The following is a 25,873-nucleotide window of genomic DNA, read 5'->3' as shown; positions in this document are numbered from 1 at the left end:
GAACCGCCTAAAGTCGCCTCCAGACACTTACTGGAGGTCACCATGAATCACCCAACCCTGCTGTCCACGATCAACATCGGCCCACACGCCCTCTCCCACCGCGTCGTCATGGCGCCACTGACCCGCATGCGTTCCGAGCCGGGCGACCTGCCTGGCGCATTGATGGCCGAGTACTATTCCCAGCGCGCCACTGACGGCGGGCTGATCATTTCCGAAGCCACCGTGGTGTCGACCACCGGCAACGGCTACCTCGGTTCGCCGGGCCTGTATAACGACGCACAGATTCCCGGCTGGAAAGTCATTACCGAAGCGGTGCACGCCAAGGGCGGGCGGATTTTCCTGCAACTGTTCCACGCCGGTCGCCAGTCCCACAGCGACATGCAGCCCGGCGGCGCACAACCGGTTGCACCGTCGGCCGTCGAGTATGACGGTGTGGCTTACACCGCCAATGGCTGGGTCCCGAGCACCCCGCACCGCGCACTCAGCGAAGCGGAAGTCGAAGGCTTGATCGAAGATTTTCGCAGCGCCGCACAACGGGGGCTGGAAGCCGGTTTCGACGGCGTGGAAATCCACGGCGCCAACGGTTACCTGATCGACCAGTTCCTGCAAGACGGCAGCAACCAGCGCACCGACGCCTACGGCGGCACCATCGCCAAGCGCTCGCGCTTTTTGCTGGACATCACCCGTGCCATTGTTTCGGTGTGGGGCAGCGAACGGGTGGCCGTGCGTCTGGGCCCGAGCGGTAATTTCGGCGGCATGAAAGACAGCAATCCCGAAGCGTTGTTCGTGTACGTCGCCGAGCAACTGGCGCCGATGAAACTGGCCTATCTGCACTTGATCGAGCCGCGTGTACTGGGCAACTCGATCGATGAAACCAAGGACCAGAACCCGGTCGCGGCGCAGCTGATCCGCAAGCATTACGACGGTGTGATCATCGCTGCCGGTGGCTTTGACGCGGCGTCCGCCGAGCAGATCCTGCAAGCGGGCGATGCGGATCTGGTGGCGTTTGGTCGCGACTTCATCGCCAACCCGGACTTGCCGGAACGCATTCGGCATAACCTGCCATTGAATGCTTATGACCGTGACACGTTTTACGGGGGTACTGAGGTAGGGTTTACGGATTATCCGTTCTACCAAGCCACTGCCTGAAATCCTCGTTAGCTGTAAAGCCGCCATCGTTGGAACTCCGCCTGGAACTAGCCCCCGCTTAAGTCCTGCGTAGACAGGTCCAGGGGGAGCACTCCCAACGATGGTGCTTCTTAAGTTTGTTCGCGTAGGGATTAAGGGCTACGAAAACTGTGGAGTGGGAGGCAAAGTTATCTCTATCACTACCAATGGCTCTGAGGGGAAGAAATTTCTAGGTGCATTGATCATGTGGCAGGTCACAATCAGCCACTATCAATCCCGAGGCCGCATTTTGTTTGGGTTTTAATTCGTTCTTTACACTATTCAATACGGCGGCATCCTTCGTATACATCAAAGCATTTAAATCGCTATCGAATTTCATCGGCGCTGCGTCAGCGACAGGTAGAAGCCTCTCCATACTCAGTTGCGTCGTCAGCGCGAAGGCTGCTACAAGTGAAAAGCCAGCGAATGAGGATTTGGTGATTTTCATTTTGACATCTCCAACAGCACACTTAGGAGCCCCCATGATGTGCACGCTAAAAAAATACACACCTGATAGAATTAACAGTTTTTAATAATCGTTCGAAATACCTTATAGAGCAAACAATTCAACCGCGGATACAAATCTGCCGGATTTCGCGGCTCATCATCCAGACAATCCATATATCCATAGCTACAGCGCCGACAGCCAAGGTGTTGAACGGCAGGCGAAAAGGCCTGAGCAGATCCTGCAAAACAATTCTGCCGACTAGACCGATTCGATCAACACGCTACCGTGAGCTCACCGGGGCAGGCTGCAAATTCTCAGCGACCCCGTCATCGGCGCCAATCCCGGCGCTGATATTTACGGGTCGGTTGAGATCACCAAGTCAAAGGCCTGGGGTCTTATTGTGTTGCTTCGCCAATTAGGCAGAAACTGGGCATACTAACACGAAGCTCAAGCCGTCTTGCTTCGTGAGCGTATTGAGCCGCGACAACACAGACTTCAGAAGTGTTTTCTAAACATGTACTCAAATAGGGTTGGGGGGAAAGGCGACCGAATGCGAGTTTGAATGGACTTGTGTCATCACTGAACAATGCGTTACAGGTATCACTCCTATTTTGTTGTTCAACATCCTCCGCACACGCCATCAGACTGAAACTCGCCGACGCGGCGAGACAAAATACAAAAAGATCACTTTTCTTCATAACTCTCATAAAAAACCCCGCCGACTGATCCATTAATAACAGCTGCCACGATTCAACTCCCGCAAGCTTGAAGCTTTGCATTCGTCCCGCCATAAAAGCACCATCGCAACATGCTTCTACATAGCGCCATGAAAATAATTACCCAGAAACCATTACTAACACTCATCGATACGCTAAGCGCTCCCCATAGCAATGTATACTGTTAGAAATAACAGCCAGGCAATATCAATTAGCTATAAACATCATTTACCTTAGAGCAAATGATTCATCTATACTTTTAAATAGCCAGCTCGACCAGGGCAATGTTTGACTCGGCAATTGCGCATAGCAGTAGTTTTGTTGTTCATGACCGGCAGTGTTGGGCAGTCACCGCGCATTGGTTCAAGGATGGATGAAGGACACCTCGTAAATGCTTTATAAGGCCACCTATTCACATGTCGCATGCACTAGCGCTCATCATCTCGCTCGTCTCTCGATCCCATCTTTGCAAATCCCCCTCCCGCCTCTACTCTGCATCAACCCCTCCCCGCACCGAGCACACCGCACATGATGGACAGCCTCAGCGGCATCACGGCTTTCATTCAGGTGGCCGAGACCCGCAGCTTCACCGAAGCCGGCCGCCTGCTGGAAATCTCCTCGTCGGCCGTGGGCAAGAGCGTGGCGCGCATGGAGGAACGCCTCGGCGTGCGTCTGTTCCATCGCAGCACCCGCAGCGTCACCCTGACCACCGAAGGCGAACTGTTCCTGGACCGCTGCAAACGCATTCTCAGTGAAGTGGAAGCGGCGCAGATGGAGTTGCTCGAGCTGTCCGCCAGCCCCCGGGGCAAGGTGCGCATCAGTGTGCCGATCCAGAACGTGCTGATCATGCCGGTGCTGGCCGGGTTCATGCGCGCCTACCCGGACATCGAGCTGGACGTGGACATGTCCGACCGCATGGTGGACGTGATCGAGGAAGGGTTCGATGCGGTGATCCGCACAGGTGCGCCCCAGGACTCGCGGCTGATGGCGCGCAAGTTGGGGGGCTATCAGCTGCAATTGGTCGCGTCGCCCGAGTACCTGAAACAACACGGCGAACCGACGCACCCGGACGACCTGAGTCGCCACGTGTGCCTGCTGCACAAGTTTCCGGCCACGGGGATGATCGAGCGCTGGCCGCTGCGCATCGGCGAGACGCACATCGAGCCGAACCTGTCGAAGGCCCTGACGTGCACCACGATGGACCCGCTGACGTACCTGGCGATGGATGGGGTGGGGATTGCCTGCCTGCCGGATTTTTCAATCCGCCAGCCACTGGCCGATGGCAGGCTGAGGGTAGTGCTGGAGGAGTACACCGACCACACCGGCAATCTGTGGATGCTCTGGCCTGCGTCCAAGCAGACCGCACCGAGGTTGCGGGTGTTGATCGATTATTTCAAAGACAACATCTTGAAAGGCTGAGTTTGGCGCTGCAAGGCCCTGACGAGCGCAGTCATGCTTTTGTAGGAGCGAGCTTGCTCGCGATGGACTCGAGAGCGCCGCGCTCAACCAGAACACGCGCGTTATCGTTCACGACCATCGCGAGCAAGCTCGCTCCTACAGAAATGCGTTAAACCAGAAAACACGCGTTATCGTTCACGACCATCGCGAGCAGGCTCGCTCCTACAGTAAGCAAACGGAATCGCTCAACGGGAGAGCTTCTCGGCGATCGGGGCTTTACCGATTCCGAAACTGAGCATCACCGCCAAACCAATCACGCCGATCCCGGCGCCCAGCCACAGTGCCGACGACACGCCGGCGTGATCGACCATCAAGCCGCCGAACAGCGAGCCTGAAGCAATCGCCACCTGAAACGTCGTCACCAACATCGCAGAACTGGCTTCCGGCAAGTACGGCGAGGTGAGTTGCATCCAGCTGCTCACGCCCAGGGGAATCGCACCATAAGCAACGCCCCACGCCAACACCGCCAACGTCACGCCAAACCCCTGCAACGCGGGCAGGAGCAATTGCGCGATCACCATCAGCACCACCACGGCGCCCAAAGAAGCGCGCAAATGGGTGGTGATGCTCCCGGCCATGGCGAAATTGGCCAGCATGCCCACCAGGCCAAAACCCAGCAGGATGGCGGTGATTGAACTCGCCGAGAAGCCGGCGTCATGCCCCAGGAACGGCGCAATGTAGGTGTAGGCCGTGAAGTGGGCGGCCACTACCGTCCCGAGCAACAGCATGCTGCGCCGAGCATTGCTGCGCGACAGAAACGCCACCAGTGCGCGCACCTGCAAACCTTCGCGGGAGGGCAGCGACGGCAACGTCAGCGCCTGTGCGATCAGCGCGAGCAAGGCCAGTGCGGCAGTCACGGCAAAGGACATCCGCCAGGAAAACAGCGTGCTGACAAACGTGCCAAACGGGACGCCGAACACCGTGGCCAGGGTAATCCCGGCAAAAATCAATGCCGTGGCTTTCGCCGCTTTCGACTCTCTGACCAGGCGCCCCGCCGCCGCAATCGCCACGGCCCAGAAACCGCCCAGCGCAACCCCCAGCAAGCCGCGCCCCAGCAGCATGACCGCCAGCGATGGCGCCAGGGCCGACACGACGTTGGACGCCACCAGCAACAGCGTCAGCAGCAGTAACAGATGCCGGCGGTTCATGCGCCCCGCACCAAGCATGATCGCCGGCGCCGACACCGCTGCAACCATCCCCGGCACGCTCACCATCAATCCGGCGACGCCCTCGGTAATCCCCAGATGGCTGGCGATCTGCGGCAAGACGCCCACCGGCAGGTATTCAGTGGTCACAAACGCGAAGGCGCCAAGGGCGACGGAGTACACCGACAGCCAGTCGCGCCAGGAGGACGGCTGCGGTTGCGCGAGCGCAGCGGTGGCCGGTATTGCGTGCATATCGTTCATGGGAAAACTCCACAGTAATGAGTGGAGCCATGGTAGGGAGCGCCCCGAGGCGGAAAAACCGGCTGGCGCTCCAATCACTCTGGATCAATCACTCCGCAATCGCTGGATTAGCGCCCTCCGTGTCCGAAGAGTTCGGCACTCCGCCCCGTTTTTCCCACAGGCCGCGCTCCCTAGACTTTGCCTCGTCAGCTATCAACCCTACGAGGACACTCCCATGACCACTCAAACTTCCCCCATTCGCGTCGGCATCGTCGGTGTCGGCAACTGGGCACGCCACGGCCATCTGCGGGTGCTCGATCTGCTGCCGCAATACACGCTGCAAGCGGTGTACAGCGAAGGTCGCGAACGCGCCGAAGCCGCGGCCGGCGAATACGGCATTTTGCAGGTGGCCGATTCGGTCGACGCCCTGGTGAACAACCCCGACGTCGACCTGGTGGTGGTGCTCAACACCGCGCCGCAGCATGAACAGACCGTGCGCGCAGCCATCGCGGCCGGCAAAAACGTCTACTGCGAATGGCCGCTGACCACCACGACCGCCGCCTCCGAGCAATTGCTTCAACTGGCGAACGATGCCGGCGTGCGCCACATCGTCGGCCTGCAACGTCGCCACGCCCCGCACAATCGCTACCTGCAGGACTTGTTGCAGCAGGGCTACGTCGGCAAGCTGCGTTCGGTTCGCCTGCACGTCAGCATGAATTACTTCCAGGCGCTGCGACCGAACGCCTTGCGCTGGACCGCGCCGGAAGAGAACTTCTCCAGCGTGATCGCAATCTACGCCGGGCACTTCCTCGACATGCTCTTCACCGCCACAGGCTGGCCGCGCAGCGTCTCGGGATTGCTGGTCAACCAGTTCCCGAAAGTCACCATCAAGGAAACCGGCGAAGTGCTGGACAGCAGCGCGCCGGATCAACTGGTGCTCAGCGGCCTGCTCGATGACGGCGCCGTGGTTTCGGTTCACATCGAAGGCGGCAAACGCAACGGGTCCGGGGTTCAGATCGACATTACCGGCGATGAGGGCGACCTCAAGATCACCAACCGCTCCGCGTTCGGTGATGTCGGCGACGATTACGTGATCGAGGGTGCGCACGGTGACAACCTGGCGCTGGAAGTCTTGCCGCTGCCAGAACAGTACCTGCGACTGCCGGCCTCCACGCTGCCGTCGGCGGTGCTGGAACTGGCGGAGCTGTATCACGTGTATGCGCAAGATGTGGCCGAAGGCACCCGTGCTGCGGCAACCTTTGACGATGCATTGCGCTTGCACCGGTTGCTGGATGCGGCGAAAAAAGGGGTCCAGTCGCCACTCGCCTGAAACCCGTAACCCTGTAGGAGCGAGCCGGCTCCGGGCGGCGTTCCGACGATGGCGGTGTATCAGTTAATACATGTGTTGACTGACACACCGCTATCGTCGGAACGCCGCCCGGAGCCGGCTCACTCCTACATTTGTTTGTGTACGACCGGGCTACCGCTGCGGCGCCACCATCCGGAAACGGATGTTGATGTCGTTGGAGACCACCGTGTCGGCCCACTCGCCATCGCCGACTTTGAAGTCGCTTCGCTTGAGCACCAGTTGGCCGTCAAAGATGCCGATGGCGTTGTCGGATCGCAGTTCAACCGGTACGTCGACATCACGGGTAATGCCCCGGAGGGTGAGTTTTCCGCTGATCACGTAGCGGTTGCCGCCCTGTGCTTTCACGCCGGTCGATTCAAATGTCGCCACCGGGTACTTCTCGGTGTCGAACCAGGCCGGTTTTTTCAGTTCGGTGTCGGCGTCGCTGCTGCCGGCATCGATGCTGTCGAGCTGGATGGTGAGTGCCGCATGGGCCGTCGCGAGGTTGTCGGTATCGAAATCGAGTGTGCCCTCGAACTCGCGGAACGTGCCGTACATGTTCGAGCCCATTTGCGAGTAGGTGAAGCTGAGGGTACTGGCCGTGGCGTTTACGTCTTTGTACTGGAGGGCGTGAGCGCAGGGTAATGCGCCAACGGTGAGCGCAACCGCCAGCAGGGTGAACGGCACAAAACGAGTGTTCATGGAGGGCTCCGGTCGTGGCTCAGACAGGCCATCGACAGGAGCACTTAAGCAAAGAAACGCCCATTATTCCAGCCGCCACCCGTCTTCTGGACCGGCGCAAACCGGATCAGATGGCCTGAACCGAGGCGGGAATTACTCGCATCATTGTTTTGCCGCCATCAAATTCCGCCACCGCCTTCCCTCTTCCAGGCCCGCTGCAACAGCTCGATAACCTCGGCATCCGCGGTCTGGGTGAAATCCATGTACCAATGCCCGATCGACATGAACCAGTCGGGTGTAATCGGGCAGTGCAACTCGTCCACTTCACGACGCACCGTTTGCACCGTCTCAATCGGTGCCACCGGTACGGCGACCACGATCCGAGACGGCTCGTGCACTCGCACCGCCAGTATCGCCGCCATCATCGAAGCGCCCGTCGCCAGTCCGTCGTCGATCAGAACCACCACCTGATGCTTGAGTTGCAGCGGCGCGCGCGTTCCCCGGTAGGCCTGTTCGCGCCGCAACAGCTCCCCGGTTTCCCGCGCGACCACGGCGTCGAACGCAGCCTTATCAATCGGATGGGCACGCAGTGCAGGTTCATTGAGGATCTGGATACCACCGCTGGCGATGGCACCCATGGCGTACTCTTGATGGGACGGCACGCCCAGCTTGCGCACCAGCATCAGGTCGAGGCGAACGCCCAGCGCCGTCGCCACTTCATACGCGACCGGCACACCGCCACGGGGCAAGGCGAGGACGATGACGTCGGGGCGATGGGCGTACTTGAGCAAGGGCGCCACCAGACGCCGACCGGCGTCGGCACGGTCTTGCAAAAGGGTTGGCGATGAGAAGCTCATTTGAACACCTCCCCAGGCGATCACGCCTGTCGGTTCGCGTCACACGGCCACCCACGATTGTCGGTCTGAAGGTGGCCGGCAGCAAGCCCGCCCGCCCGCCTACACCAACCGCTCGATTTTCTGATGTTTCCACACCAGTTTGTAATACATCGTCTGCAACAGCAGCATCCCCAGGTACGCCACCGGAAACGCCATCCACACACCCTGCAACCCGAACTGCCCGTCCAGCACATACGCCACCGGCAGCTGCACCAGCACCACGCAGAAAATCGACACCGCCATCGGCACCAGCACCGTTCCGCTGGCGCGCATGATGCCGCCGACAATGGCCTGGAAGCCGAATACCAACAGGCTCCAGAGCATGATGTGCAGCAAGTGCTGCGCCTTCGCCTGCGTCAATTCATCGGTGAGGAACAACCCCAGCAGCCAGTGCGACAGCAGATAACCCAACACCACCAGCCCACCGGTCAGGCACACATTGATCAACAGCCCCGTACGCAAAATCGGCCCCATGCGCTCCAGGCGCCCTGCCCCGATCGCCTGCGCGCCAAGGATCGAGGCCGTGATAGCAATCGACAGCGCCGGGAACTGCACGTAGTTGACGATCTGCGTCACCGCCCCGTAAGCCGCCGTTGCCTGGGAACCGTGCTGGTTCACCAGCGTCAGGATCACCAGTTCCGAGACCGACAACACCACCATCTGCAACCCGGTCGGCAAGCCGATGCGCAACACTTTGCCGAGAATCTCCCGGTCCAGGCGCATCGCGGCGAACATCTCCCGATCCGGCGCTAACGGATGCGCCCGCCGAATCAAGCGCCACGCCAACCACCCCATCGCTGCCAGGTTACCCGCCAACCCGGCATACGCCGCGCTTTGAATCCCCATCATCGGCAACCCGAACCAGCCGCGAATCAACGCCGGCGTCAGCGCCAGCCCGATGCACGTCGACACCACCAGCGCCACCAGCGGCGACACCGTATCGCTCACCCCGCGCAGCAATTGGGTGAACAGCACGTAGACCAGCAGCGACGGCATGATCCACATCATCACGTGGGCATAGGACACGGCGTCGTCGAGGACGTCGGCGGGCGTGCCCAAGCCTTGCAACGCTGACCTGGCGAACACACTGCCCAACACCGCAGCGACCAGGCCGATGATGGCGCCCAGCAGCAACGTGGTGGCCGCAATGGCTTTCACCAGATGCGGTTCGCGCGCGCCCCAGGCCTGACCGATCAACACGCCCGCCCCCGCGCCCAGGCCAATGACCAACGCGATGAAGAAGAACACGATGGGAAACATGCCGGAGACGGCGGCCAGGGCCTGGGTGCCGAGCATTTGCCCGATGTAGATGCTGTTGACGGTGCCCGACATGGACTGCAGGAAATTGGAGAGGACCATGGGGCCGAGGAAAAGCAGGTAGGTTTTCCAGAGGGAGTGTGGGGTAGTCGGGGTGCGCATTGGGTGGACGTCCAGCTCGGCTGCGGGGATGGGATTCTAGAGGATAGCGTCAGCGGCGATAAACAAAGTGAAATGAATCGGTTACCCGATTGGATTTGCTACCTGTAGGAGCGAGCTTGCTCGCGATGGACAGAAGATCGCCGCGTTCAGCCAGTAAGCACGCGTTATTGTTAACGACCTTCGCGAGCAAGCTCGCTCCTACAGGAAAGCTTGGCGAACCCCGCGTACGCGCAGTGGTCAAAGCAGGTGATGGCCTCGCCAATGATCCAGGCGAAGCCAGATCACACATTTCAGGGTGCGCCGGATAATCTTCAGTAGGCACTTCTGCCGGGGGGCAGGCGCTGACTGCTGCTCACATCCCATGCTCCCGAACCGGAGTACGAAAATGACTCAGTCAATGCGCTTTTTCCTGTCGATGGTCCTCGCGACGGCCTCACTGGCGTCGGCAAGTCTGCTCAACACGGCCGGGGCGACAACCGCCGAGGACCTCAATACCGACTCCCGGCAAGCGTTGCAAAACCTCTACAAAACCCATCCCTTTGCCGAAACCATTTCCCACAACGCCAAAGCGATCCTTGTCTTCCCGAAAATCATCAAGGCGGGCCTGGTGTTCGGTGGGGGCTATGGCGAAGGTGAATTGTTGAAGGGCAAGACCGTCGACAGTTATTACAACTCGGTGACCGGGTCATGGGGGCTGCAGGCCGGCGCCCAGTCTTACGGGTATGCAGTGTTTCTGATGAACGACAAGGCCGTGAATTACCTGCGCGAGACCAAAGGCTGGGAAATCGGCGTAGGCCCCACGGTGGTGGTCGTGGATGAGGGGGTCGCGAAGAACCTGTCCAGCTCAACGCTGAAGGACGACGCCTACGCGTTCATTTTCGACCAGCAGGGTTTAATGGCCGGGGTGAGCATCGAAGGCACGAAGATTTCCCTGATCAAGCGCTAAGTTCGTCTGCCTGGCGCAGGGAGGCGCCAGTCATTAAACGCGCAGGTTATTCCCGGTCTTTCGTCGTGCGAATGAGATTGTCCCGCAGCTTCACGATGGCCTTCTGCATTTGCACAAAGTCGTCGGGATCGAGGCCGGTTTGCGGGAAGCCATCTTCCGAAAGGCCTTCACGCAGTGTGCGCCCCTCTTTCGTCAGGCTGATCCGCACCTGTCGTTCGTCCTGAGGGTCACGCTGGCGCAGCACATAGCCCATCGCTTCCAGCTTCTTCAGGATCGGCGTGAGGGTGTTGGATTCGAGAAACAGCTTCTCGCCAAGACTGCCAACGGTCTGATTGTCTTCCTCCCACAGCGCCACGAGCGTGATGTATTGCGTGTACGTGAGTCCGAGCCGCTCGAGCATTGGCTTGTACGCCTTGCCGAAGGCCAGGTTTGAGGAATAGACCGCAAAGCACAGGAACTCGGAAAGCTTCAGGTCGAGGGCGGCGGTTTTTTCAGGGGACTTCATGAATATTCTCCGTGGCCAGGGCGATGGGGTGCAGAGAGAAACTCTACATCGCATGCGATGGGATCGCAAATGCATCTTTCCGGCAGTTTCCCAGACGCGGAGTCTGCCCCAAGCGCCGGAAGACTTTGGAAACAACCAAACCCTCCAGTTTCGCTGGATAGTGTCGACGCAGTAGTCACTATCCAACGAGCGTGAGACATGAACGGTAAACAAATATCGGTTTGTATCAGCCTTTTTCTCGCGCTCAAAGGCACGTGCCTGGCGGCCGCCCCACCATCAGGTACCGTCCAGTTTCATGGGAGCATTGTCGAGCCGGGCTGCACGTCTCGCGCGAGTACACAGGCTGCATTTGAGCTGAACGGCTGCCCTTTTCCCGGCCACGCGGTGACGATGAAGGTGAACAGCCTGGGGCCGGTCATCCGCGGGCACGGTAGCGTCAATGTCAAACGGCTCGCTGACAGTGGCCAGAAAGATCGTTATTACGACTCACAGTATGAGTTGGTAGATGGCGCAGGCAAGCCAGTACGCTCCGGGATGTACCTGATTACGCTGAGCATGCCTTGACCACCGATGCATTTAGAACATGGTCGGGCCGAGGTCAACCGCGCTTGCGCCGCGCCTGTTCATCTTCCGCCAGCGCCTGACGAACCAGCGCCCGAGCCGCCCAGCCAGCGGCGTCCAGTGATTCTTCGATACTCGCCTGGCCGATATCGCGCACGGCAATCATCGCCTCGGTGCCCATGACCATCGACAGCGCCTGCTTCAGGCGTTTGCGCGCCCGGGGTGTGAGCACGTCCTTCAGCGAGTCGACAATCGGCTCGATGTAGTTCATGCGTCGACCCGGCCGCAGAGGTTTGTCGTGGGACTCGTTTTCGAGCCACACGGTCATGAACGAACGCTCCATCGCGTGCAGGCCGATCTCGTCATCAACCAAGAGTGTGTTCAGCGCCTTCGCCGCCTGGCCGATGCCTTTTAGCGGATCGTCTCCCGGCCGCCAGAAGCTCTCCAGCGGCTTCATGTCGCGTTCGGCCACTGTCTCGCTGATCAAGGCTTCGTTTGAAGGAAAGTAGCGATACGCCGTGGCACGCGACACCATCGCCCGCTCGGCCACTTGCGCAACTGTCGGGTTGAGGCCTTCTTCGCGCAGTGCGACGGCGGCATCGATCAGCGCCTGGCGGGTCCGGCGTTTCTGGTTGTCGCGACCTTGCGGATCGCCGTTCGGGGTAGACGGGCTTGACGTGGGGATCGACATGGAATAAATGATACTCTGTCTTGTCATGAGACTTTAGTCTCATATTAGACGTGATCGAACACGGTGTCACGGGACGAGGCACCGGCCTGTGCGCAGACCGCTACGCCAGGCATTTCAGCAACTGAGCGCGCCTTGGGGCGCATGAGGTGAATGCCATGAATCACAACCCCCGTTCTCGGACCTGGTTCCGGCTCGCAGCCCTCTACTTTGCCATCGGCGTCGTGATGGGTGTGGTGATGGGTGCGTCCGGCGACCACTCGCTTTTCGCCGTACATGCCCATGTCAATCTGTTGGGATGGGTGTCGATGGCGCTATTCGGAATCATCGGTACCGCGCACCCGTCAATCAGCGAAGGACGCATTGCCGCAGTCCAGTTCTGGACGTACAACATCGGCGTTCCGGTGATGCTCGGCGCGTTGACGCTACGTCTGAGGGGGTTCGCGTCTGTCGAGCCCTTGATTGCTGCCGCTTCCCTGCTGGTTGGCTGCGGCGTGCTGCTGTTTGTGTGGCTGGTGTTCTCGCGGGTCGGGTTCACGGCCGAGAAACTCAGCAGCGCGACAGGCGAATCGCGCCTGTCATAACGGCAGACTCAAGCCAGCAGCGCGCTGATCCACCCGGCTTCCCGAGCCAGTTCTCGCACCTTCTCCTCGGGCACGGCTTGCCGCGCCCGGGCGAAGCTGGCCAGGGTCTGTTGCTTGTGGCGCAGCCTGTGTTGCCATTTGAACAGGAACGCCGGGCTGCGGGTCTGCATCTGCAACGGGCCGAAGTACAGTTCCTCGGCGGTGTACATCACCGGACCGGCGCGCTCGGCGACGATGATTTCGTAGTCGAAACGGTTTTCTCGCAGCAGTTCCTCACAAACGATGCGGTAGTCATTTTCCATCAGCCATTGGCGCAACGGCTGCTCGCCGCCGTTGGGCTGCAGGATCAGGCGCTCCTGGCCGCTCAAGTGCGTCTTGCCATTGTCGAGGATGTCGCGGATCGTCTCGCCGCCCATGCCACAGATGCTGATCGCCGTGATCCCGTCACCCGGCTCGATCGCCGCCAGGCCGCTGGCATGGCGCACGGTGATCCTTTCTTCCAGGCCGTTCTCGCGCACGGTGCGCTCGGCCGCATGGAACGGCGTCAACGCCACCTCGCCCGCCACCGCCGCTGCAATGGCGCCACGGCGCATCAACGCCACCGGCAGGTAGCCGTGATCGGAGCCGATGTCGGCCAGGCGCGCACCGGCGGGCACATGCGCCGCGACACGCTCCAGGCGCATGGACAATGTGTGTTCGTTCAACTGCAGTTCCTTTTCACCACGAATGTCACCACGAATGCCCGGCACCTGACCGGATCGGGACGCGATTGTGTCGGGCATTGGCGTGGATTTCAAATGGGTGCGACCGGGGGCCAAGTCGCTCCTGACTATGCCGACGACACTTTTGGGCTGAGACGTTTCAGCCGCTGCCTCGATAATCGAACGTTAACGGATGAAATCGTCGAGGTTCAGCATGACAAGTGCCGCCGCAGAGCAGGTCAGCCCGCAAACGCTGAGAAAAGTAATCGTCGCCGCTGCCATCGGCAATTTTGTCGAGTGGTTCGACTTTGCCGTGTATGGCTTTCTGGCGACCACCATCGCCCAGCAGTTTTTCCCCAGCGGCGATGCCAGCGCTGCACTGCTGAAAACCTTCGCGGTGTTTGCCGTGGCCTTTGCCTTTCGGCCCCTGGGCGGGATTTTCTTCGGCATGCTGGGGGACAAGATCGGGCGCAAGCGCACCCTGGCCATGACCATCCTGTTGATGGCCGGTGCGACGACCTTGATCGGGTTGTTGCCCACCTATGCGGCGATCGGCGTCATGGCGCCCGTGCTGCTGAGCCTGATCCGCTGCGCCCAGGGGTTTTCCGCCGGGGGCGAATATGCTGGTGCCTGCGCGTATCTGATGGAACATGCGCCCAATGATAAAAGGGCCTGGTATGGCAGTTTTATTCCGGTGTCGACCTTTGCCGCTTTCGCCTCGGCAGCGGTGGTGGCTTACGCACTGGAGGCGTCTTTGTCGGCCGAGGCCATGGGCAGCTGGGGCTGGCGCCTGCCCTTCCTGATTGCCGCGCCACTGGGGCTGGTGGGTCTTTACCTGCGCTGGAAGCTGGATGAAACCCCGGCGTTTCAGGCCGTGACCCAGCAACATGCGGTGGCGCACTCCCCGCTCAAGGACACCCTGCGCAACCATGGCACGGCGATCTGCTGCCTGGGCGCATTCATTTCGCTGACGGCACTCTCCTTCTATATGTTCACCACTTACTTTGCGACCTACCTGCAAGTCGCGGGTGGCCTGAGTCGCGCGACGGCGTTGCTGGTGTCGCTGATTGCACTGAGCTTCGCCGCGCTGATCTGCCCGCTGGCCGGCCTGTATTCGGACCGGGTCGGGCGGCGGATGACGATCATGTCGGCCTGCGTGTTGTTGATGGTGGCGGTGTACCCGTCGTTCCTCATGGCCAGTTCCGGGTCGTTCGCAGCCTCCGTCCTCGGCGTGATGCTGCTGGCGATTGGCGCGGTGTTGTGCAATGTGGTGACCGCCGCGTTGCTCTCGGAAACCTTCCCCACACGCACCCGCTACACCGCGTCCGCGATCACCTACAACATGGCCTACACCCTGTTCGGGGGCACCGCGCCGCTGATGGCGACATGGCTGATCAGCACGACTGGCAGCAATCTCTCGCCGGCGTTCTATTTGATCGCGATTGCAGTGCTCGCGCTGGCCGGCGGTTTGGCGCTGCGGGAGACTTCACGGATTTCGCTGCATGATGTGTCGACGGGTGGTAGCTTTGAGCCCGCGCCCCACGTCATCACCGCCACTGAATGAGGTCCCTCTCGTGAGCAAAGCGTCTTATGTTCCGCCCAAGGTCTGGAAACACAACGCCCCATCTGGCGGCCAGTTCGCCAGCATCAACCGCCCGACCGCCGGCCCGACCCATGACAAAGTGCTGCCGACCGGCAAGCACCCGTTGCAGCTCTATTCGCTGGCCACGCCCAATGGCGTGAAGGTCACCATTCTGCTGGAGGAGCTGCTCGCGCTGGGGCATGCCGATGCCGAGTACGACGCCTGGCTGATCCGCATCAATGAAGGCGACCAGTTCTCCAGCGGCTTTGTCGAGATCAACCCCAATTCAAAAATCCCGGCCCTGCTGGACCGCAGCGCAGAGCCGCCGATTCGCGTCTTCGAATCCGGTTCGATCCTGCTGTATCTGGCGGAAAAATTCGGCGCCTTCCTGCCCACCGATCTGGCCGGGCGCACCGAAACCCTGAACTGGCTGTTCTGGCAGATGGGTGCGGCGCCCTACCTGGGCGGTGGCTTCGGCCATTTCTACGCCTACGCGCCGGACAAGCTCGAATACCCGATCAACCGTTTCACCATGGAAACCAAGCGTCAGCTGGATGTCCTCGACCGTCGCCTGGCTGAAAGCCCCTACCTGGCCGGTGAGCGCTACACCATTGCCGATATCGCGGTCTGGTCCTGGTACGGGCAGTTGGTGCGGAATAACGTGTACTCGGCGGCCGAGTTTCTGTCTGCGCACGAGTACACCCACGTGCAGCGCTGGGCCGAGGACATCGCCAACCGGCCTGCGGTCATCCGGGGCCAACGCGTCAACCGGACGTGGGGGGATGAGGAAAGCCAGGTGCCCGAACGGCATCGGGCGGAGGATTTGGGCTAAAGAGCCCTGGATAGAGCGTGCGGGGGAAACAGGCTGCATGACGTCTCATGCCTCTACCCGGTTTCTTCCGCCCTCCTTGGCCTTGTAAAGGTGCTCGTCCGCTTGTTTCAGTAAGACGGACACAGCGGGGCCTTCCGGCAGCCAACTCGCCACGCCAATGGACATCGTGACGGCCCCGACCTTGTCGATCCTCGTGATTTCCACCCTGGCGCGCAAACGCTCGGCCACCTCGATCGCCTTGGTTTTTGGTGTGTTCGGAAGCAGCACGGTGAATTCCTCGCCACCAATCCGGTATGGCAGGTCGCCCTCCCGCGAGCTCTGCCTGAGCACATCAGCGATCGCTCGAAGCGCGACGTCGCCGGCGTCATGACCGTAGGTGTCGTTCACCTTCTTGAAGTGATCAATGTCCAGCGCCAACACCGAGAACGGCGTGCGTGTTTGCTGCAACACCTGCAGTGCCTCGTCCATCGCCCGACGGTTGGGCAGCCCCGTCAATGGATCGCTTTGGGCCTGGAGATTGAGGCGTCCGAGCTTCTCCTGCGTCAGCGCTACACCGATCGACAGCGCCCGGCGAATGTGCGCGGCCTCGATGTACCAGGTGCGCACCGAGCGGATTTGAGAAGGGCTGTCACCGGCGTCAAGGTGACTTGCCACGGCCGCCAACTGACGCAGGGGCCGGGTGATCAATTGGGTGACCCACCAGATGATCACGAAACCGATCAGGCTGATAGGCACGATTACCACAACCACTTTGGCCATCAGGGCGTTGAGCGGTGCCAGGGCGATTTCACGCGATTGCACGCAGATAACACCCCAGCGACTCTCAGACACGTAGGCGTAACCAGCCAGCATGCTGGCCCCTTCGGAATCGATGCTTTCCATGGCACCGCTGTCACCGCGCAACGCGGCGTCCACCGCCGTATCCGGGCCCAGCGCCTGGCCAATTCGATTACGGTCCGGGTAGTAAAGCAGTCGACGCCCGCTGTCCACGACGTAAACCTGCACATTACCTTTATGGAAGTGTTTGCTGATCAACGTGTACAGCACGCTTTGCTTCTGCAGATAAATGGTGCCACCGACCGCCCCTGTATATTGGCCGTTTCCATCGAACAGGGGATGCGACACGAAAATCACCAGGTTACCGATCTCCGACACAAAGGCCGAGCTGACCGTCGGTCGGCGGTCACGCAATACCTGCACGATACCCTCGTCACGAAACGTTCGTCCCTTGATCTGCAGGCTTTGGGGTGCAGCCTCCAATACTTTCCCGGTGGCATCGAATATCGCAATCGAGTTGAAGCTCGAATCCTCTCCCTGAAGGCGTACCGCCTCGCTCTTCAAAAACTCGTCGTTGCCCAATTGCCCGGTCAAGCGTTCGGCGCTGTAGGCCAGACGCTCCTGACTGATCCTGAGGAATTCATCAATGCTCGATGCCACTTTCGTCGCGTAGGCGCGATTGGGCTCCAGGGTCGCTTCGATCAGCTCCTGCTTCTGGACCCAATACACGACATAGAGGCTGCTCACCAGCGTGATCAGCGCAGTGACCAACGTAAACAGCAGGATCAAGCGTCGCAGGTCGATCCTGATCAACGGCTTCACGCTCATGCCCGATTAGCCCAATGCCCCGCGTAAACTCAGTGTAGCAACGGCGCCCTTGGGCACTTCAGACATTTGCCGCAATGAATCAATCGAAAATTTATACCTTTGCTACCATTAACGAACGGCAGCGAGGCGGACCCCTGTGGCTTGCAGAGTCAGCGTTCACTCCCGGATATCGAGCCATCCCATTCAAGCCGACCAGACCAGATGGGGAGCGGCAATGCGCATTCCATTACTGTATGCCGTGTCAGCCGTGCTGTTCTTTGGCGGGACCTCCTGCCTGGCTCAAACACCGGACGCGGCGGCACCCGTGTCCGCTGCCGCTGCCGACCCTGCGGCCGTCCCGCCAGCGGCCAAGGATGCGGTGTTCAGCGAAGAGCAGCTGGATCAAATGCTGGCGCCCATCGCGCTTTACCCGGACCCGCTGCTGGCGCAGGTGCTGATGGCCACCACGTATCCCGGGGAAGTCGCCGAGGCGGTCACCTGGTCCAAAGCCCACCCCGACGCCAAGGGCGATGATGCGGTTAAACAAGTGGCGACCCAGACCTGGGACCCAAGCGTGCAGGCGCTGGTTGCCTTCCCTCAGGTCCTGGCAACGCTGGGACAGGACCCCGTGTGGGTTCAGCGCCTGGGGGATGCGTTCCTGGCGCAGCCCGACGATGTGATGGTGGGCGTGCAGCGTTTGCGTCGTCAGGCGCAGGCAGCCGGCAACCTGCAGAGCAACCAGTATCAGAACGTGACCATTGAGAATAATGTCGCGGCACCGGAACAAGCCCCGGCAACCACACCTGCACCCGCAACGGCCGCCCCTGCCACCAGCACTTCGACCATTATCATTGAGCCTTCCGATCCGCAGGTGGTGTACGTCCCCACTTACAACCCGACCACCGCCTACGGCCCCTGGCCCTATCCTGCCTCGCCGCCCACGTACTACCCGCCGCCGCCCGCCTATTATCCCGGCCAGGCCTTGATGGCCGGGCTGGCGTTTGGTACCGGCGTCGCAATCGTCGGCGCGTTGTGGGGCAATTGTGACTGGGGCAATAACGACGTCGATATCGACGTCAACCGTTACAACAACATCAACGGCAACAACCGGATCACCAACAACAAATGGCAGCACAACGCCGTTCACCGCGATGGTGTCCCCTATAGGGATAACAGAAGCCGCGAGCAGTTCGGCCGCCAACTCAACGGTGCCAGTCAGCGTGAAGCCTTCCGCGGGGACAACGCCCAGCGCGCCCAGGCCCGTGAAAAAGCCCGCGGCTCCATGGACAGGCACGGTATAGAACGACCGGCCACCAGCAATCGGCAAGCCCGCGATCAGGCGCGCCAAGCGCAGTCCGGAATCTCGGCCGGGAATCGGATGCAAGGTGGCGCAGACAGGCCGAGGGCGGCTGCTTCCGACAGAGGCCAGGGTACTGCCAGAAATACTCGGGAAGCCCAGCAACCCCGCAGGCAGAACGCTCAGCCTGGTCAGCATCAGCAGCGCGAGCAGCGTGGACAAGGCGCCGCACAAGCCCGTCAATCTGCGCCAAAACGGCCAACCGCCAGTGCGGGAGGTGCGCGCAATAATGCCTTCGCCGGCGCCCGTTCACCGTCCCAGAGCAACGCATTCGCCAACCGTGGCAGGGCCAGTCAGGCCTCCGCCCAGCGCCCCGGTTCCATGCGTTCAGCCGGCCATCAGATCAGCCGGCCGTCCAGTCCACCAGCGCGTTCAAGGGGGGGCCGTCGGTGAACAATAATCCTCGAGTGAAGCCAGGCATGGGCGTGTTCGTTCACGCCCTGGTGATCGCCGCCGGGTTGGCGTGGTCGTGCATCGTCAGCGCACAGCAAGCCTTTCCAACGCCGGAAAAAGCCGCCGAAGCATTCGTCGAAGCACTGGGTACGGAACACGCCGATCAGGCACGCCTGGCAGAGTTGCTGGGTGATGACTGGCGCAGTTTCATCCCGCGCGAAGGCGTACAGCGCAGCGATGTGGATGCTTTTTTGAAGCAATACCACGAGCAGCACCACATCGAAAAACCCAGCGAGCGCAAGGCAATCCTGTCGGTCGGCAAGGATAACTGGACATTGCCCATCCCCTTGACCAAAGCCGAGAGCGGTTGGCGCTTCGACATGAAGGCCGGTGCCGCTGAAGTCCGCGCACGTCGCATTGGCCACAACGAACATGCCGCGCTGCAATCGGTACTGACCTATCACGACGCCCAGATGGACTATGCCTCAGAGGATCGCGACGGTGACGGCGCCCTCGAGTATGCACAGAACATTTTCAGCACCCCCGGCACGCACGATGGCCTTTATTGGGCGGACGACGACACCGATCAGCTCAGCCCCCTGGGTCCCGAGTTTGGCCAGGCCATTGGCGGCGAAGACTGGCACGGTTACCACTTCCGCATCCTTAAGGGCCAAGGCCCATCGGCACCCGGCGGCGCCTACAGCTACCTCATCGGCGACAAGATGAGCCGGGGGTTTGCCCTGATCGCCTGGCCGGCGAAATATGACGACACCGGGGTGATGAGCTTCATGATCAGTCATGAAGGCCAGGTCTTCGAAAAAGACCTGGGGCCTGACGGCGAAAAACTGGCGAAATCGATGAAGCGCTTTGATCCGGATGACAGTTGGAAAGCGGTGACTGTCGATCAAGAGTAGCGAGGCATACCCGCCCCTCGCCGCTCTTCTACGCAGGAGTTTGCCAATGAAGCTCAAGTACGCGCTTGTCGCGCTGATGGTCAGCGCAAGCCTGCTCGGCTGCGCCACGTCGAAAGACAACAGCGTGAATGTGAAGCTGGAGGCCGCCCGGAACAACACCGGCCAGATCGGTAACGTCACGCTGTCCGACTGGGGCAAGGAAACCGGGCTCAGTTTCTTCATCAGCGGCGCCCCAAGCGGATCAACCCTGCCCTTGCGCCTTTATTCGTTCATCAATAAAGGCAGCTGTGAGCAACCCGGCCCCGTGGCCTTCGCCATGAATGACCGGGTCAACACCGAACGCCAGGCCGTACGCGGCTGGATGTTCTCACGAAGCGCACCCGTGGCATTACCGGTCCTGCTTTCCGGCGGGTATTACGTCGTGGTGCGCAGTGCGCCGGACAGCGGCAATGCCGATATTTTCTGCGGGGACATCAAGCCGGGAGGCTCGGCGCAATAGCCTCCCCTGCTTTGCGCGGTTCGGGACTCACTGTGGCCAGAGGTCGACCGGAAAGTACTTTTCCGAGATCTGCGTGTACTTGCCCGAATCATGCAATTGCGTGAGCGCCTGATCGATTTTCACCTTGAGCGCGGTGTCACTCTTACGCAGGCCCGCCCCGATGCCCAGGCCATAGAGCAACGGGTCCATCTTGACGCTGCCCGTCCCTTTCTCCTCATACGCCAACCCGTCTTCGGACTTCAGGAAATCGATGTCGCCAAGCTTGTCGAGGAACATGACGTCGATCCGGCCCGCCAGCAAATCGGCATTGCAGTCGTCCTGCGTGTTGTAGATACGGATGTTGGAGGCGTTGCCGTAGGCGGTGCGGATGAACTCGGCGTTGGTGGTCGAGCCCTGCACGCCGATGGATTTGCCGGCCAGGCCTTCCGGTGTCAGCGTCACCTTGACGTTTTTCGGGGCAACGAAAATCCCCGTGGTTTCATAGTAAGGACGCGAGAAGGCAATGACTTTTTGCCGCTCCGGGCTGATGCCCATGGAGTTGAAGAGCACGTCGAACTTGTTGGCGAGCAGCGCCGGAATGATGCCGTCCCAGGCCACCTCCTTGATCTCGCACTCGGCTTTCATCTGCTCGCACAGCGCGCGGATCAGGTCGGGTTCGAAGCCGGTGAATTGCCCGGTGGGTGTCTTGACCAGAAACGGCGGATAGGGCTCCGCAGCCACACCAAACCGCAGCGTTTCAGCTGCCGCGCTGGCGGGTGCCGTGAAGGAACACAACGTCATGCCGAGCGAGGCCAGCACTGTCAAATTGCGGAGCATTCGTTTCATGGTCAATACCTTTTTGAGGTGAATGATTGTTGCGTGCATCGATTCAAAAAAGCCTTTTTACACCCCCGGCACAGGTAACGGCAGCCAGCCCTGAATAGCTTGCCAATCCGCCTCAAGGGCTGAAAAACGTGAAAGCGAGAACGTCGAGAGGTCGGCAAAACTGCACGTGCCGTCAACGACCAGATCGCGAATGGCATGACCGCTCGCCGGCGACAGGCCGAAACCGACCCCGGACATCGTCGCGACGGTGACATTGTCCAACTCGGGCGGACGGTCGATCACGGGGCGACCGTCCGGGGTGTTTTCGATGAACCCGGCCCAGCTGCGAATCACCCGTTTGTGCGCGATTTTGGGGAACAGGTCGGCGAGTCGTTTGGCGATATTGCATTGCAGCGGCGTCGATTGCGGGCGCGTGCCGCGCAGGTCCGCAAGGTCGATCCATTCGTGCGGACCGCCGCCATACGCCAGGTTGCCGCGAAGGGTTTGCCGGCCATACAAACCATTGCCATCCACCCCGCCCACCGCCATCAACGGCAGCGGCTCGGTCACGATCATTTCGGCGCGGGCGGTGACGAGCGGGATGTCGACGCCGAGCTGGACCGCCAATTCACCGGTATGCGGGCCGGCGGCAATCACCAGATGATCACAAGCGATCAGGCCTTGCGCCGTGCGCACGCCCGTCACGCGGTCGCCCTGGCGTTCGATGGCGACAACGGGCGTGTGCTCGAGCAGCCGGCCGCCGAGATTTTGCAGCGCCCACGCATAGGCCTGCAGGGTGCGGTGCGGGTTGGCGTGGCCGCCGAAATGGTAGTAATAACCCGCCAGTACGTTGTCGCCGGCAAAGGGCACCAGGTCGCGAACCTGTCGAGGGTCCAGGAGGTCGGCGCGCAATCCGTAGTAAGCGGCCTCGTCGACGACTTTTTTATCGAGCGACAGTTGGTGTTCGGTCAGATCGATGCTGATGCGGTCCGGCCGATACTCGGTGGGATAACCGAGCAGTTCGTCCATCATCGGCCACAGCCGCTGCTCTTCCACAAACAACGGGCTGTGGTGATGCGAGCACCCGCCGCCGTTACGGCCCGAGGCGCCCCAGCCAATCAGGTTGGCATCGAGGACCAGCACATCAACGCCGTCGCGTGCCAGCCACCAGGCGGCGCTCAACCCGGTCACGCCGCCACCGACGATGACGACAGACGCTCGGTTGGACGATTTCGTAACTGCCTGCATGGTGTCAGCCCTCGTTACGCGGCGGTTGGGTGGGACGGACAGCGACGGTCTGCTGCCCGGTGCACAGCCAGAACGGCGTCCACTGCGACGGCATGTCGAACCAGGCATCCCAACGGTTTTGCATGTGGGGTGTTTCGTCGATCTGGCCAATCTGGCGCAACGACAAAGGACGCACCGGTGGACGAAACGAGGCCAGGGCAATGGCGTCGACGCTCAACCCGGCACCGATGCCGAGCAGCGTCGCCACTTGTTCGCGACAACGGCGTCCCTGGCAGGGCCCCATGCAGGCCCGGGTCAGACGCTTGGTCACGTCGGGGTTGGGCGAACCGTTTTGCAGCGACGCCGTCATCGTGCTTTGCACCGTGGTATCGGCGGGTGTCCAGTCGAGATAGCGTGGCGGTTGTTGTCCGAGAATTTCGCTGGCGGTCACCTCTTCGCACAAGCAAACGAAAGGTGCGTTCTGTGCATGCACGGTGGACGCGCGCACCCACGCCGTGCGGTTGGCGGCCACATCGCCAGTGGGTATGTCGGGCGTTGGCGCCGTGTCTTGCTGAGCGATATCGACACCCAGCGCGGCAAGTGCGGTGTGCGCGGCGATCCGGCCTTCAATCCGGGCAGCCTCCTCGTCGAGGCTTTTCGAGGCCCAGACACCGGCGCAGTCGCCCGCCACCAGCACGAACGGCAACGACGTGCGCTGCGCCGGGTCCACCTGCGGGACGTGACCACCACGGTCGGCCTGAAATGACGTGCGGCACCCGGCCGCCTCGACCAGTTCAATCGCAGGAATGGCCGCCACGCCCAGCAGTACCGTGTCGCATTCGATCTCGTACAGCGCTCCGTCAACGGGGCGACCTGCCGTGTCGACGGCGACTGCGGTTATCCGCGTGATGCCAAAAGCATCCCCGACCGCCTCGCGAACCACATCCCCGGTCAACACCCTGGCGCCGTGCTCGACCAACAGGCCGAGCAACGCTGAATCGCCGCTGACCTGTTCGGCCTGCTCAATGATTGCCACGATTTGCACGCCCTTGCGGATCAGCGCATGGGCCGTCGCCAGCGCGTGCGTATCGCTGCCGACCAGTACGGCGCGTTTGCAATCCAGCGCCTCGTAAACCGTCGCCAGCCGATGCGCGGCGCTGACGCCCATGACGCCGGGGCGGTGCCAGCCATCAAAGGCGAGGCCCATGTCGCGCCTGCCGGTGGCAATAATCACCTGCTTGAAACGCAGCAGACTGGCGTTCTCTTCATCGGCGAGCCCGGCGACGGCGCCGTCGATCCACGCCGTGGTGCGCTGTTGCGGGAACAGTCCCCAGACTGCCGTGCCGAGCCGCACGTCAACCCCGGCTTCGAGTGCGTCGGCGATTTCCGGGCGAGCGTCGAGAAGGGTTTGCAGCACGCTGTTGCGGTTGGCGACCGCCGCGCCCATCCGGCCACCAAAGTGCAGCGGCACCTCCTCGCCCATGGTGTCGAGGGGGATTGGATTTTCGTCCACCAGCGTGACCCGCAAGCCATGCCCGGCAGCGGCCAGGGCGGCCGCGAGTCCCGCAGGGCCCGCGCCGACGATGAGGATATCGGTCTCGTCGCTGATGGGCGGCGCCTTGCCAGCCACCGACGCGGGATCGTAGTAGGTGTTGGGTTCGAGAGGTCTTTTCACCGTGTTTCCCTCGTGAGACAGGCGCGTGGGTATCGACTAGAACAGCGAAGAAGGCGCCTTGACGTCGCCCTCGGCGAATCGCGACAGGCGCAGTTGGCGCATGTCCATTCCCGGGTTGCCGGAATCGATCCAGTTCGCCAGGGTTTTGCCAACGATGGGGCCCATGGCAAAGCCATGGCCGCAGAACCCGGTGGCGACGGCCAGGCCGCGCGGCGAAGTATGGGCGTCGATGACGGGGATGCCGTCGGGCAAGACATCGATGCCGCCTCCCCATCGATCGACAATCTGTGTACTCGCCTGCCCGGGGAACGCCGCCTTGAAACCGCTCATGGCCTTCGCCAGCCCTCGGTCATTGGGCGGGATCAACGGATTTCGCTCATGAATCCCCGTGCCTGACCGTGAAGCTTGCGACCACGGCATGCGCTGGTGCAGATCCGTCAGACATGCGCCGTTCAGGTTGAAACGAAACGATTTACGGTGCGCCCACAACAAAGGCGCGTACCACTGCAGCGCGCGAAAATGGCCCAGCGTCATGTCGACATCGACATGGGCGTCGTCGGCGATGTTGAAGCTGCCGTCCAGTCGTTGCCGAAAGCCCACGCCGTTGGCGATGGTGGAAATACCGCTCAGCTTCGGCGCGGAGGTGGTCCGCGCCACCGTGCCCCGGACCAATTGCTGCGGCAGGGAAATGCCGAGCAGTTTCAACAGGCGAAATGTCGTGACGCCGGCCGCGCAGACCACGGTTTTCGCCTTCACATAGCCGCGCTCGGTTTCCACGCCCACCACCTGGCCGGCGGCGACATCGATGCCTTTGGCGCCACACTGTTCGACGATGTGCGCGCCCAGTTCACGGGCGCGCATCGCGAAGGCACGCGCTACCAGCGTGGGCTCCGCCTGACCGTCGCTGGCGGTGAACAGGCCTCCCAGTTGCCGGGCGGCGTAACCCGGCAGTTTCTTTTCAACCTCTCGCGGCGAAAGCATCACGGTGTCCATCGAAAAGGTGCGGGCAACGCTCAGCCACGATTCGTACCCGTCACGCTCGGCTTCGTTGCCCGCGACGAAAAGGCAGCCGTCGTTGCGCCATCCCAGGTCGCTTTGCAGTTCCTGCTCCAGCGAACGCCAGATTCCGATACTGGCTTGCATCAGCGGCACTTCGGCTTCGTCACGCGATTGTTGCCGAACAAAGCCCCACGCCCGCGATGATTGCTGACCGGCAATGATGCTCTTGTCGATGACAAGAACCTTCGCCCCCGCTTTGCTAAGGTAATACGCACACGCACACCCCATCAGGCCACCGCCGATGATCGCCACGTCGACTTCACGAGGCAGGAGGTCCCGGGAGGTCGACGCCGTGGCAAATGCCGTTTCTGGTGAGTTCATAAGGGCAACCGTCAGGTGGAGAATGACGCGTAGCGCAGCGTCGGAATTTGGGCTAAGAATGTGCCCCGATCATCCGGAATGACAGTGATGTATCTGCATTAATCCCATGCGAGGAGCGCATAG

The 25,873-nt window shown here is 61.2% G+C and carries 24 protein-coding genes; 11 read left to right on the top strand and 13 right to left on the bottom strand.

The window, feature by feature from the left end:
• Positions 1–42: 42 nt before the first annotated feature.
• Entirely contained in the window at positions 43–1,149 is a 1,107-nt protein-coding gene (locus EJA72_RS13605) for an alkene reductase (protein ID WP_157711951.1), read from the top strand.
• A gap of 208 nt (positions 1,150–1,357) precedes the next feature.
• Here EJA72_RS13605 and EJA72_RS13600 read toward each other — a convergent pair whose 3' ends face one another.
• Complete coding sequence (locus EJA72_RS13600; protein ID WP_157711950.1) at positions 1,358–1,615, bottom strand: hypothetical protein; 258 nt, start codon at positions 1,613–1,615, stop codon at positions 1,358–1,360.
• A 1,247-nt stretch (positions 1,616–2,862) separates the two neighbouring features.
• On the opposite strand from EJA72_RS13600, the gene EJA72_RS13595 reads away from it, so the two are divergent.
• The gene (locus EJA72_RS13595) at positions 2,863–3,750 is read left to right on the top strand and encodes a LysR family transcriptional regulator (protein WP_157711964.1); all 888 of its coding nucleotides are present in this window, start codon (positions 2,863–2,865) and stop codon (positions 3,748–3,750) included.
• 224 nt (positions 3,751–3,974) lie between these two features.
• Here EJA72_RS13595 and EJA72_RS13590 read toward each other — a convergent pair whose 3' ends face one another.
• Entirely contained in the window at positions 3,975–5,195 is a 1,221-nt protein-coding gene (locus EJA72_RS13590; RefSeq protein ID WP_157711949.1) for an MFS transporter, read from the bottom strand.
• Positions 5,196–5,409: 214 nt separating this feature from the next.
• Between EJA72_RS13590 and EJA72_RS13585 the strand changes: the two genes are divergently transcribed.
• On the top strand, positions 5,410–6,504 hold the full coding sequence (locus EJA72_RS13585; protein ID WP_157711948.1) for a Gfo/Idh/MocA family protein: 1,095 nt from the start codon (positions 5,410–5,412) through the stop codon (positions 6,502–6,504).
• A gap of 150 nt (positions 6,505–6,654) precedes the next feature.
• Here EJA72_RS13585 and EJA72_RS13580 read toward each other — a convergent pair whose 3' ends face one another.
• The 3 genes from EJA72_RS13580 to EJA72_RS13570 form a co-directional block, all read right to left on the bottom strand.
• Positions 6,655–7,224: a YceI family protein gene (locus EJA72_RS13580; protein ID WP_157711947.1), complete on the bottom strand. Its 570-nt coding sequence runs from the start codon at positions 7,222–7,224 to the stop codon at positions 6,655–6,657.
• 158 nt (positions 7,225–7,382) lie between these two features.
• Positions 7,383–8,060, bottom strand: coding sequence for a phosphoribosyltransferase (locus EJA72_RS13575; RefSeq protein WP_157711946.1), 678 nt, complete (start codon positions 8,058–8,060; stop codon positions 7,383–7,385).
• 99 nt (positions 8,061–8,159) lie between these two features.
• Entirely contained in the window at positions 8,160–9,518 is a 1,359-nt protein-coding gene (locus tag EJA72_RS13570) for an MATE family efflux transporter (RefSeq protein ID WP_157711945.1), read from the bottom strand.
• A 385-nt stretch (positions 9,519–9,903) separates the two neighbouring features.
• On the opposite strand from EJA72_RS13570, the gene EJA72_RS13565 reads away from it, so the two are divergent.
• On the top strand, positions 9,904–10,464 hold the full coding sequence (locus tag EJA72_RS13565) for a YSC84-related protein (protein WP_157711944.1): 561 nt from the start codon (positions 9,904–9,906) through the stop codon (positions 10,462–10,464).
• A gap of 46 nt (positions 10,465–10,510) precedes the next feature.
• Here EJA72_RS13565 and EJA72_RS13560 read toward each other — a convergent pair whose 3' ends face one another.
• Positions 10,511–10,969 (bottom strand): MarR family winged helix-turn-helix transcriptional regulator, encoded by a 459-nt coding sequence (locus tag EJA72_RS13560; RefSeq protein WP_157711943.1) that lies wholly within the window; start codon positions 10,967–10,969, stop codon positions 10,511–10,513.
• 198 nt (positions 10,970–11,167) lie between these two features.
• On the opposite strand from EJA72_RS13560, the gene EJA72_RS13555 reads away from it, so the two are divergent.
• The gene (locus EJA72_RS13555) at positions 11,168–11,533 is read left to right on the top strand and encodes a type 1 fimbrial protein (protein ID WP_157711942.1); all 366 of its coding nucleotides are present in this window, start codon (positions 11,168–11,170) and stop codon (positions 11,531–11,533) included.
• A gap of 34 nt (positions 11,534–11,567) precedes the next feature.
• On the opposite strand, the gene EJA72_RS13550 is transcribed toward EJA72_RS13555, so the two are convergent.
• Positions 11,568–12,221: a TetR/AcrR family transcriptional regulator gene (locus EJA72_RS13550; protein WP_157711963.1), complete on the bottom strand. Its 654-nt coding sequence runs from the start codon at positions 12,219–12,221 to the stop codon at positions 11,568–11,570.
• Positions 12,222–12,376: 155 nt separating this feature from the next.
• Between EJA72_RS13550 and EJA72_RS13545 the strand changes: the two genes are divergently transcribed.
• Positions 12,377–12,802, top strand: coding sequence for a DUF2871 family protein (locus tag EJA72_RS13545; protein WP_157711941.1), 426 nt, complete (start codon positions 12,377–12,379; stop codon positions 12,800–12,802).
• A gap of 8 nt (positions 12,803–12,810) precedes the next feature.
• Here EJA72_RS13545 and EJA72_RS13540 read toward each other — a convergent pair whose 3' ends face one another.
• A complete protein-coding gene (locus tag EJA72_RS13540; protein WP_306109998.1) occupies positions 12,811–13,506 on the bottom strand; it encodes a tRNA (adenine(22)-N(1))-methyltransferase TrmK in 696 nt (231 codons plus the stop codon).
• Positions 13,507–13,717: 211 nt separating this feature from the next.
• On the opposite strand from EJA72_RS13540, the gene EJA72_RS13535 reads away from it, so the two are divergent.
• Positions 13,718–15,067 carry an MFS transporter gene (locus tag EJA72_RS13535; protein WP_157711939.1) on the top strand — a complete coding sequence of 450 codons (1,350 nt, stop codon included), beginning with the start codon at positions 13,718–13,720 and terminating at the stop codon, positions 15,065–15,067.
• Between the two features lie 10 nt (positions 15,068–15,077).
• The gene (gene yghU, locus EJA72_RS13530; protein WP_178129351.1) at positions 15,078–15,917 is read left to right on the top strand and encodes a glutathione-dependent disulfide-bond oxidoreductase; all 840 of its coding nucleotides are present in this window, start codon (positions 15,078–15,080) and stop codon (positions 15,915–15,917) included.
• Positions 15,918–15,962: 45 nt separating this feature from the next.
• On the opposite strand, the gene EJA72_RS13525 is transcribed toward yghU, so the two are convergent.
• Complete coding sequence (locus EJA72_RS13525; protein ID WP_157711938.1) at positions 15,963–17,522, bottom strand: sensor domain-containing diguanylate cyclase; 1,560 nt, start codon at positions 17,520–17,522, stop codon at positions 15,963–15,965.
• Positions 17,523–17,736: 214 nt separating this feature from the next.
• On the opposite strand from EJA72_RS13525, the gene EJA72_RS13520 reads away from it, so the two are divergent.
• From EJA72_RS13520 to EJA72_RS13510, 3 genes are read left to right on the top strand one after another with little or no spacing between them, the layout of a single operon-like run.
• Complete coding sequence (locus EJA72_RS13520; protein WP_157711937.1) at positions 17,737–19,251, top strand: DUF3300 domain-containing protein; 1,515 nt, start codon at positions 17,737–17,739, stop codon at positions 19,249–19,251.
• A 26-nt stretch (positions 19,252–19,277) separates the two neighbouring features.
• Entirely contained in the window at positions 19,278–20,165 is an 888-nt protein-coding gene (locus EJA72_RS13515; RefSeq protein ID WP_157711961.1) for a DUF2950 domain-containing protein, read from the top strand.
• Positions 20,166–20,211: 46 nt separating this feature from the next.
• A complete protein-coding gene (locus EJA72_RS13510) occupies positions 20,212–20,664 on the top strand; it encodes a hypothetical protein (protein WP_157711936.1) in 453 nt (150 codons plus the stop codon).
• A 27-nt stretch (positions 20,665–20,691) separates the two neighbouring features.
• Here EJA72_RS13510 and EJA72_RS13505 read toward each other — a convergent pair whose 3' ends face one another.
• Genes EJA72_RS13505 through EJA72_RS13490 form a run of 4 tightly spaced genes read right to left on the bottom strand, consistent with a single transcriptional unit; the run spans position 20,692 to position 25,750 of the window.
• Entirely contained in the window at positions 20,692–21,489 is a 798-nt protein-coding gene (locus EJA72_RS13505; RefSeq protein ID WP_157711935.1) for a transporter substrate-binding domain-containing protein, read from the bottom strand.
• 57 nt (positions 21,490–21,546) lie between these two features.
• Entirely contained in the window at positions 21,547–22,716 is a 1,170-nt protein-coding gene (locus EJA72_RS13500; RefSeq protein ID WP_157711934.1) for an FAD-binding oxidoreductase, read from the bottom strand.
• A gap of 4 nt (positions 22,717–22,720) precedes the next feature.
• Positions 22,721–24,370 (bottom strand): FAD-dependent oxidoreductase, encoded by a 1,650-nt coding sequence (locus EJA72_RS13495; RefSeq protein ID WP_157711933.1) that lies wholly within the window; start codon positions 24,368–24,370, stop codon positions 22,721–22,723.
• A 36-nt stretch (positions 24,371–24,406) separates the two neighbouring features.
• Positions 24,407–25,750: an FAD-binding oxidoreductase gene (locus tag EJA72_RS13490; protein WP_157711932.1), complete on the bottom strand. Its 1,344-nt coding sequence runs from the start codon at positions 25,748–25,750 to the stop codon at positions 24,407–24,409.
• Positions 25,751–25,873 lie beyond the last annotated feature (123 nt).

The sequence above is a fragment of the Pseudomonas sp. PB120 genome (assembly GCF_009761815.1).
GTDB lineage: Bacteria > Pseudomonadota > Gammaproteobacteria > Pseudomonadales > Pseudomonadaceae > Aquipseudomonas.
Note: the sequence above shows the minus strand (reverse complement) of the source record. Positions and strands in the feature narration are given on the sequence as shown.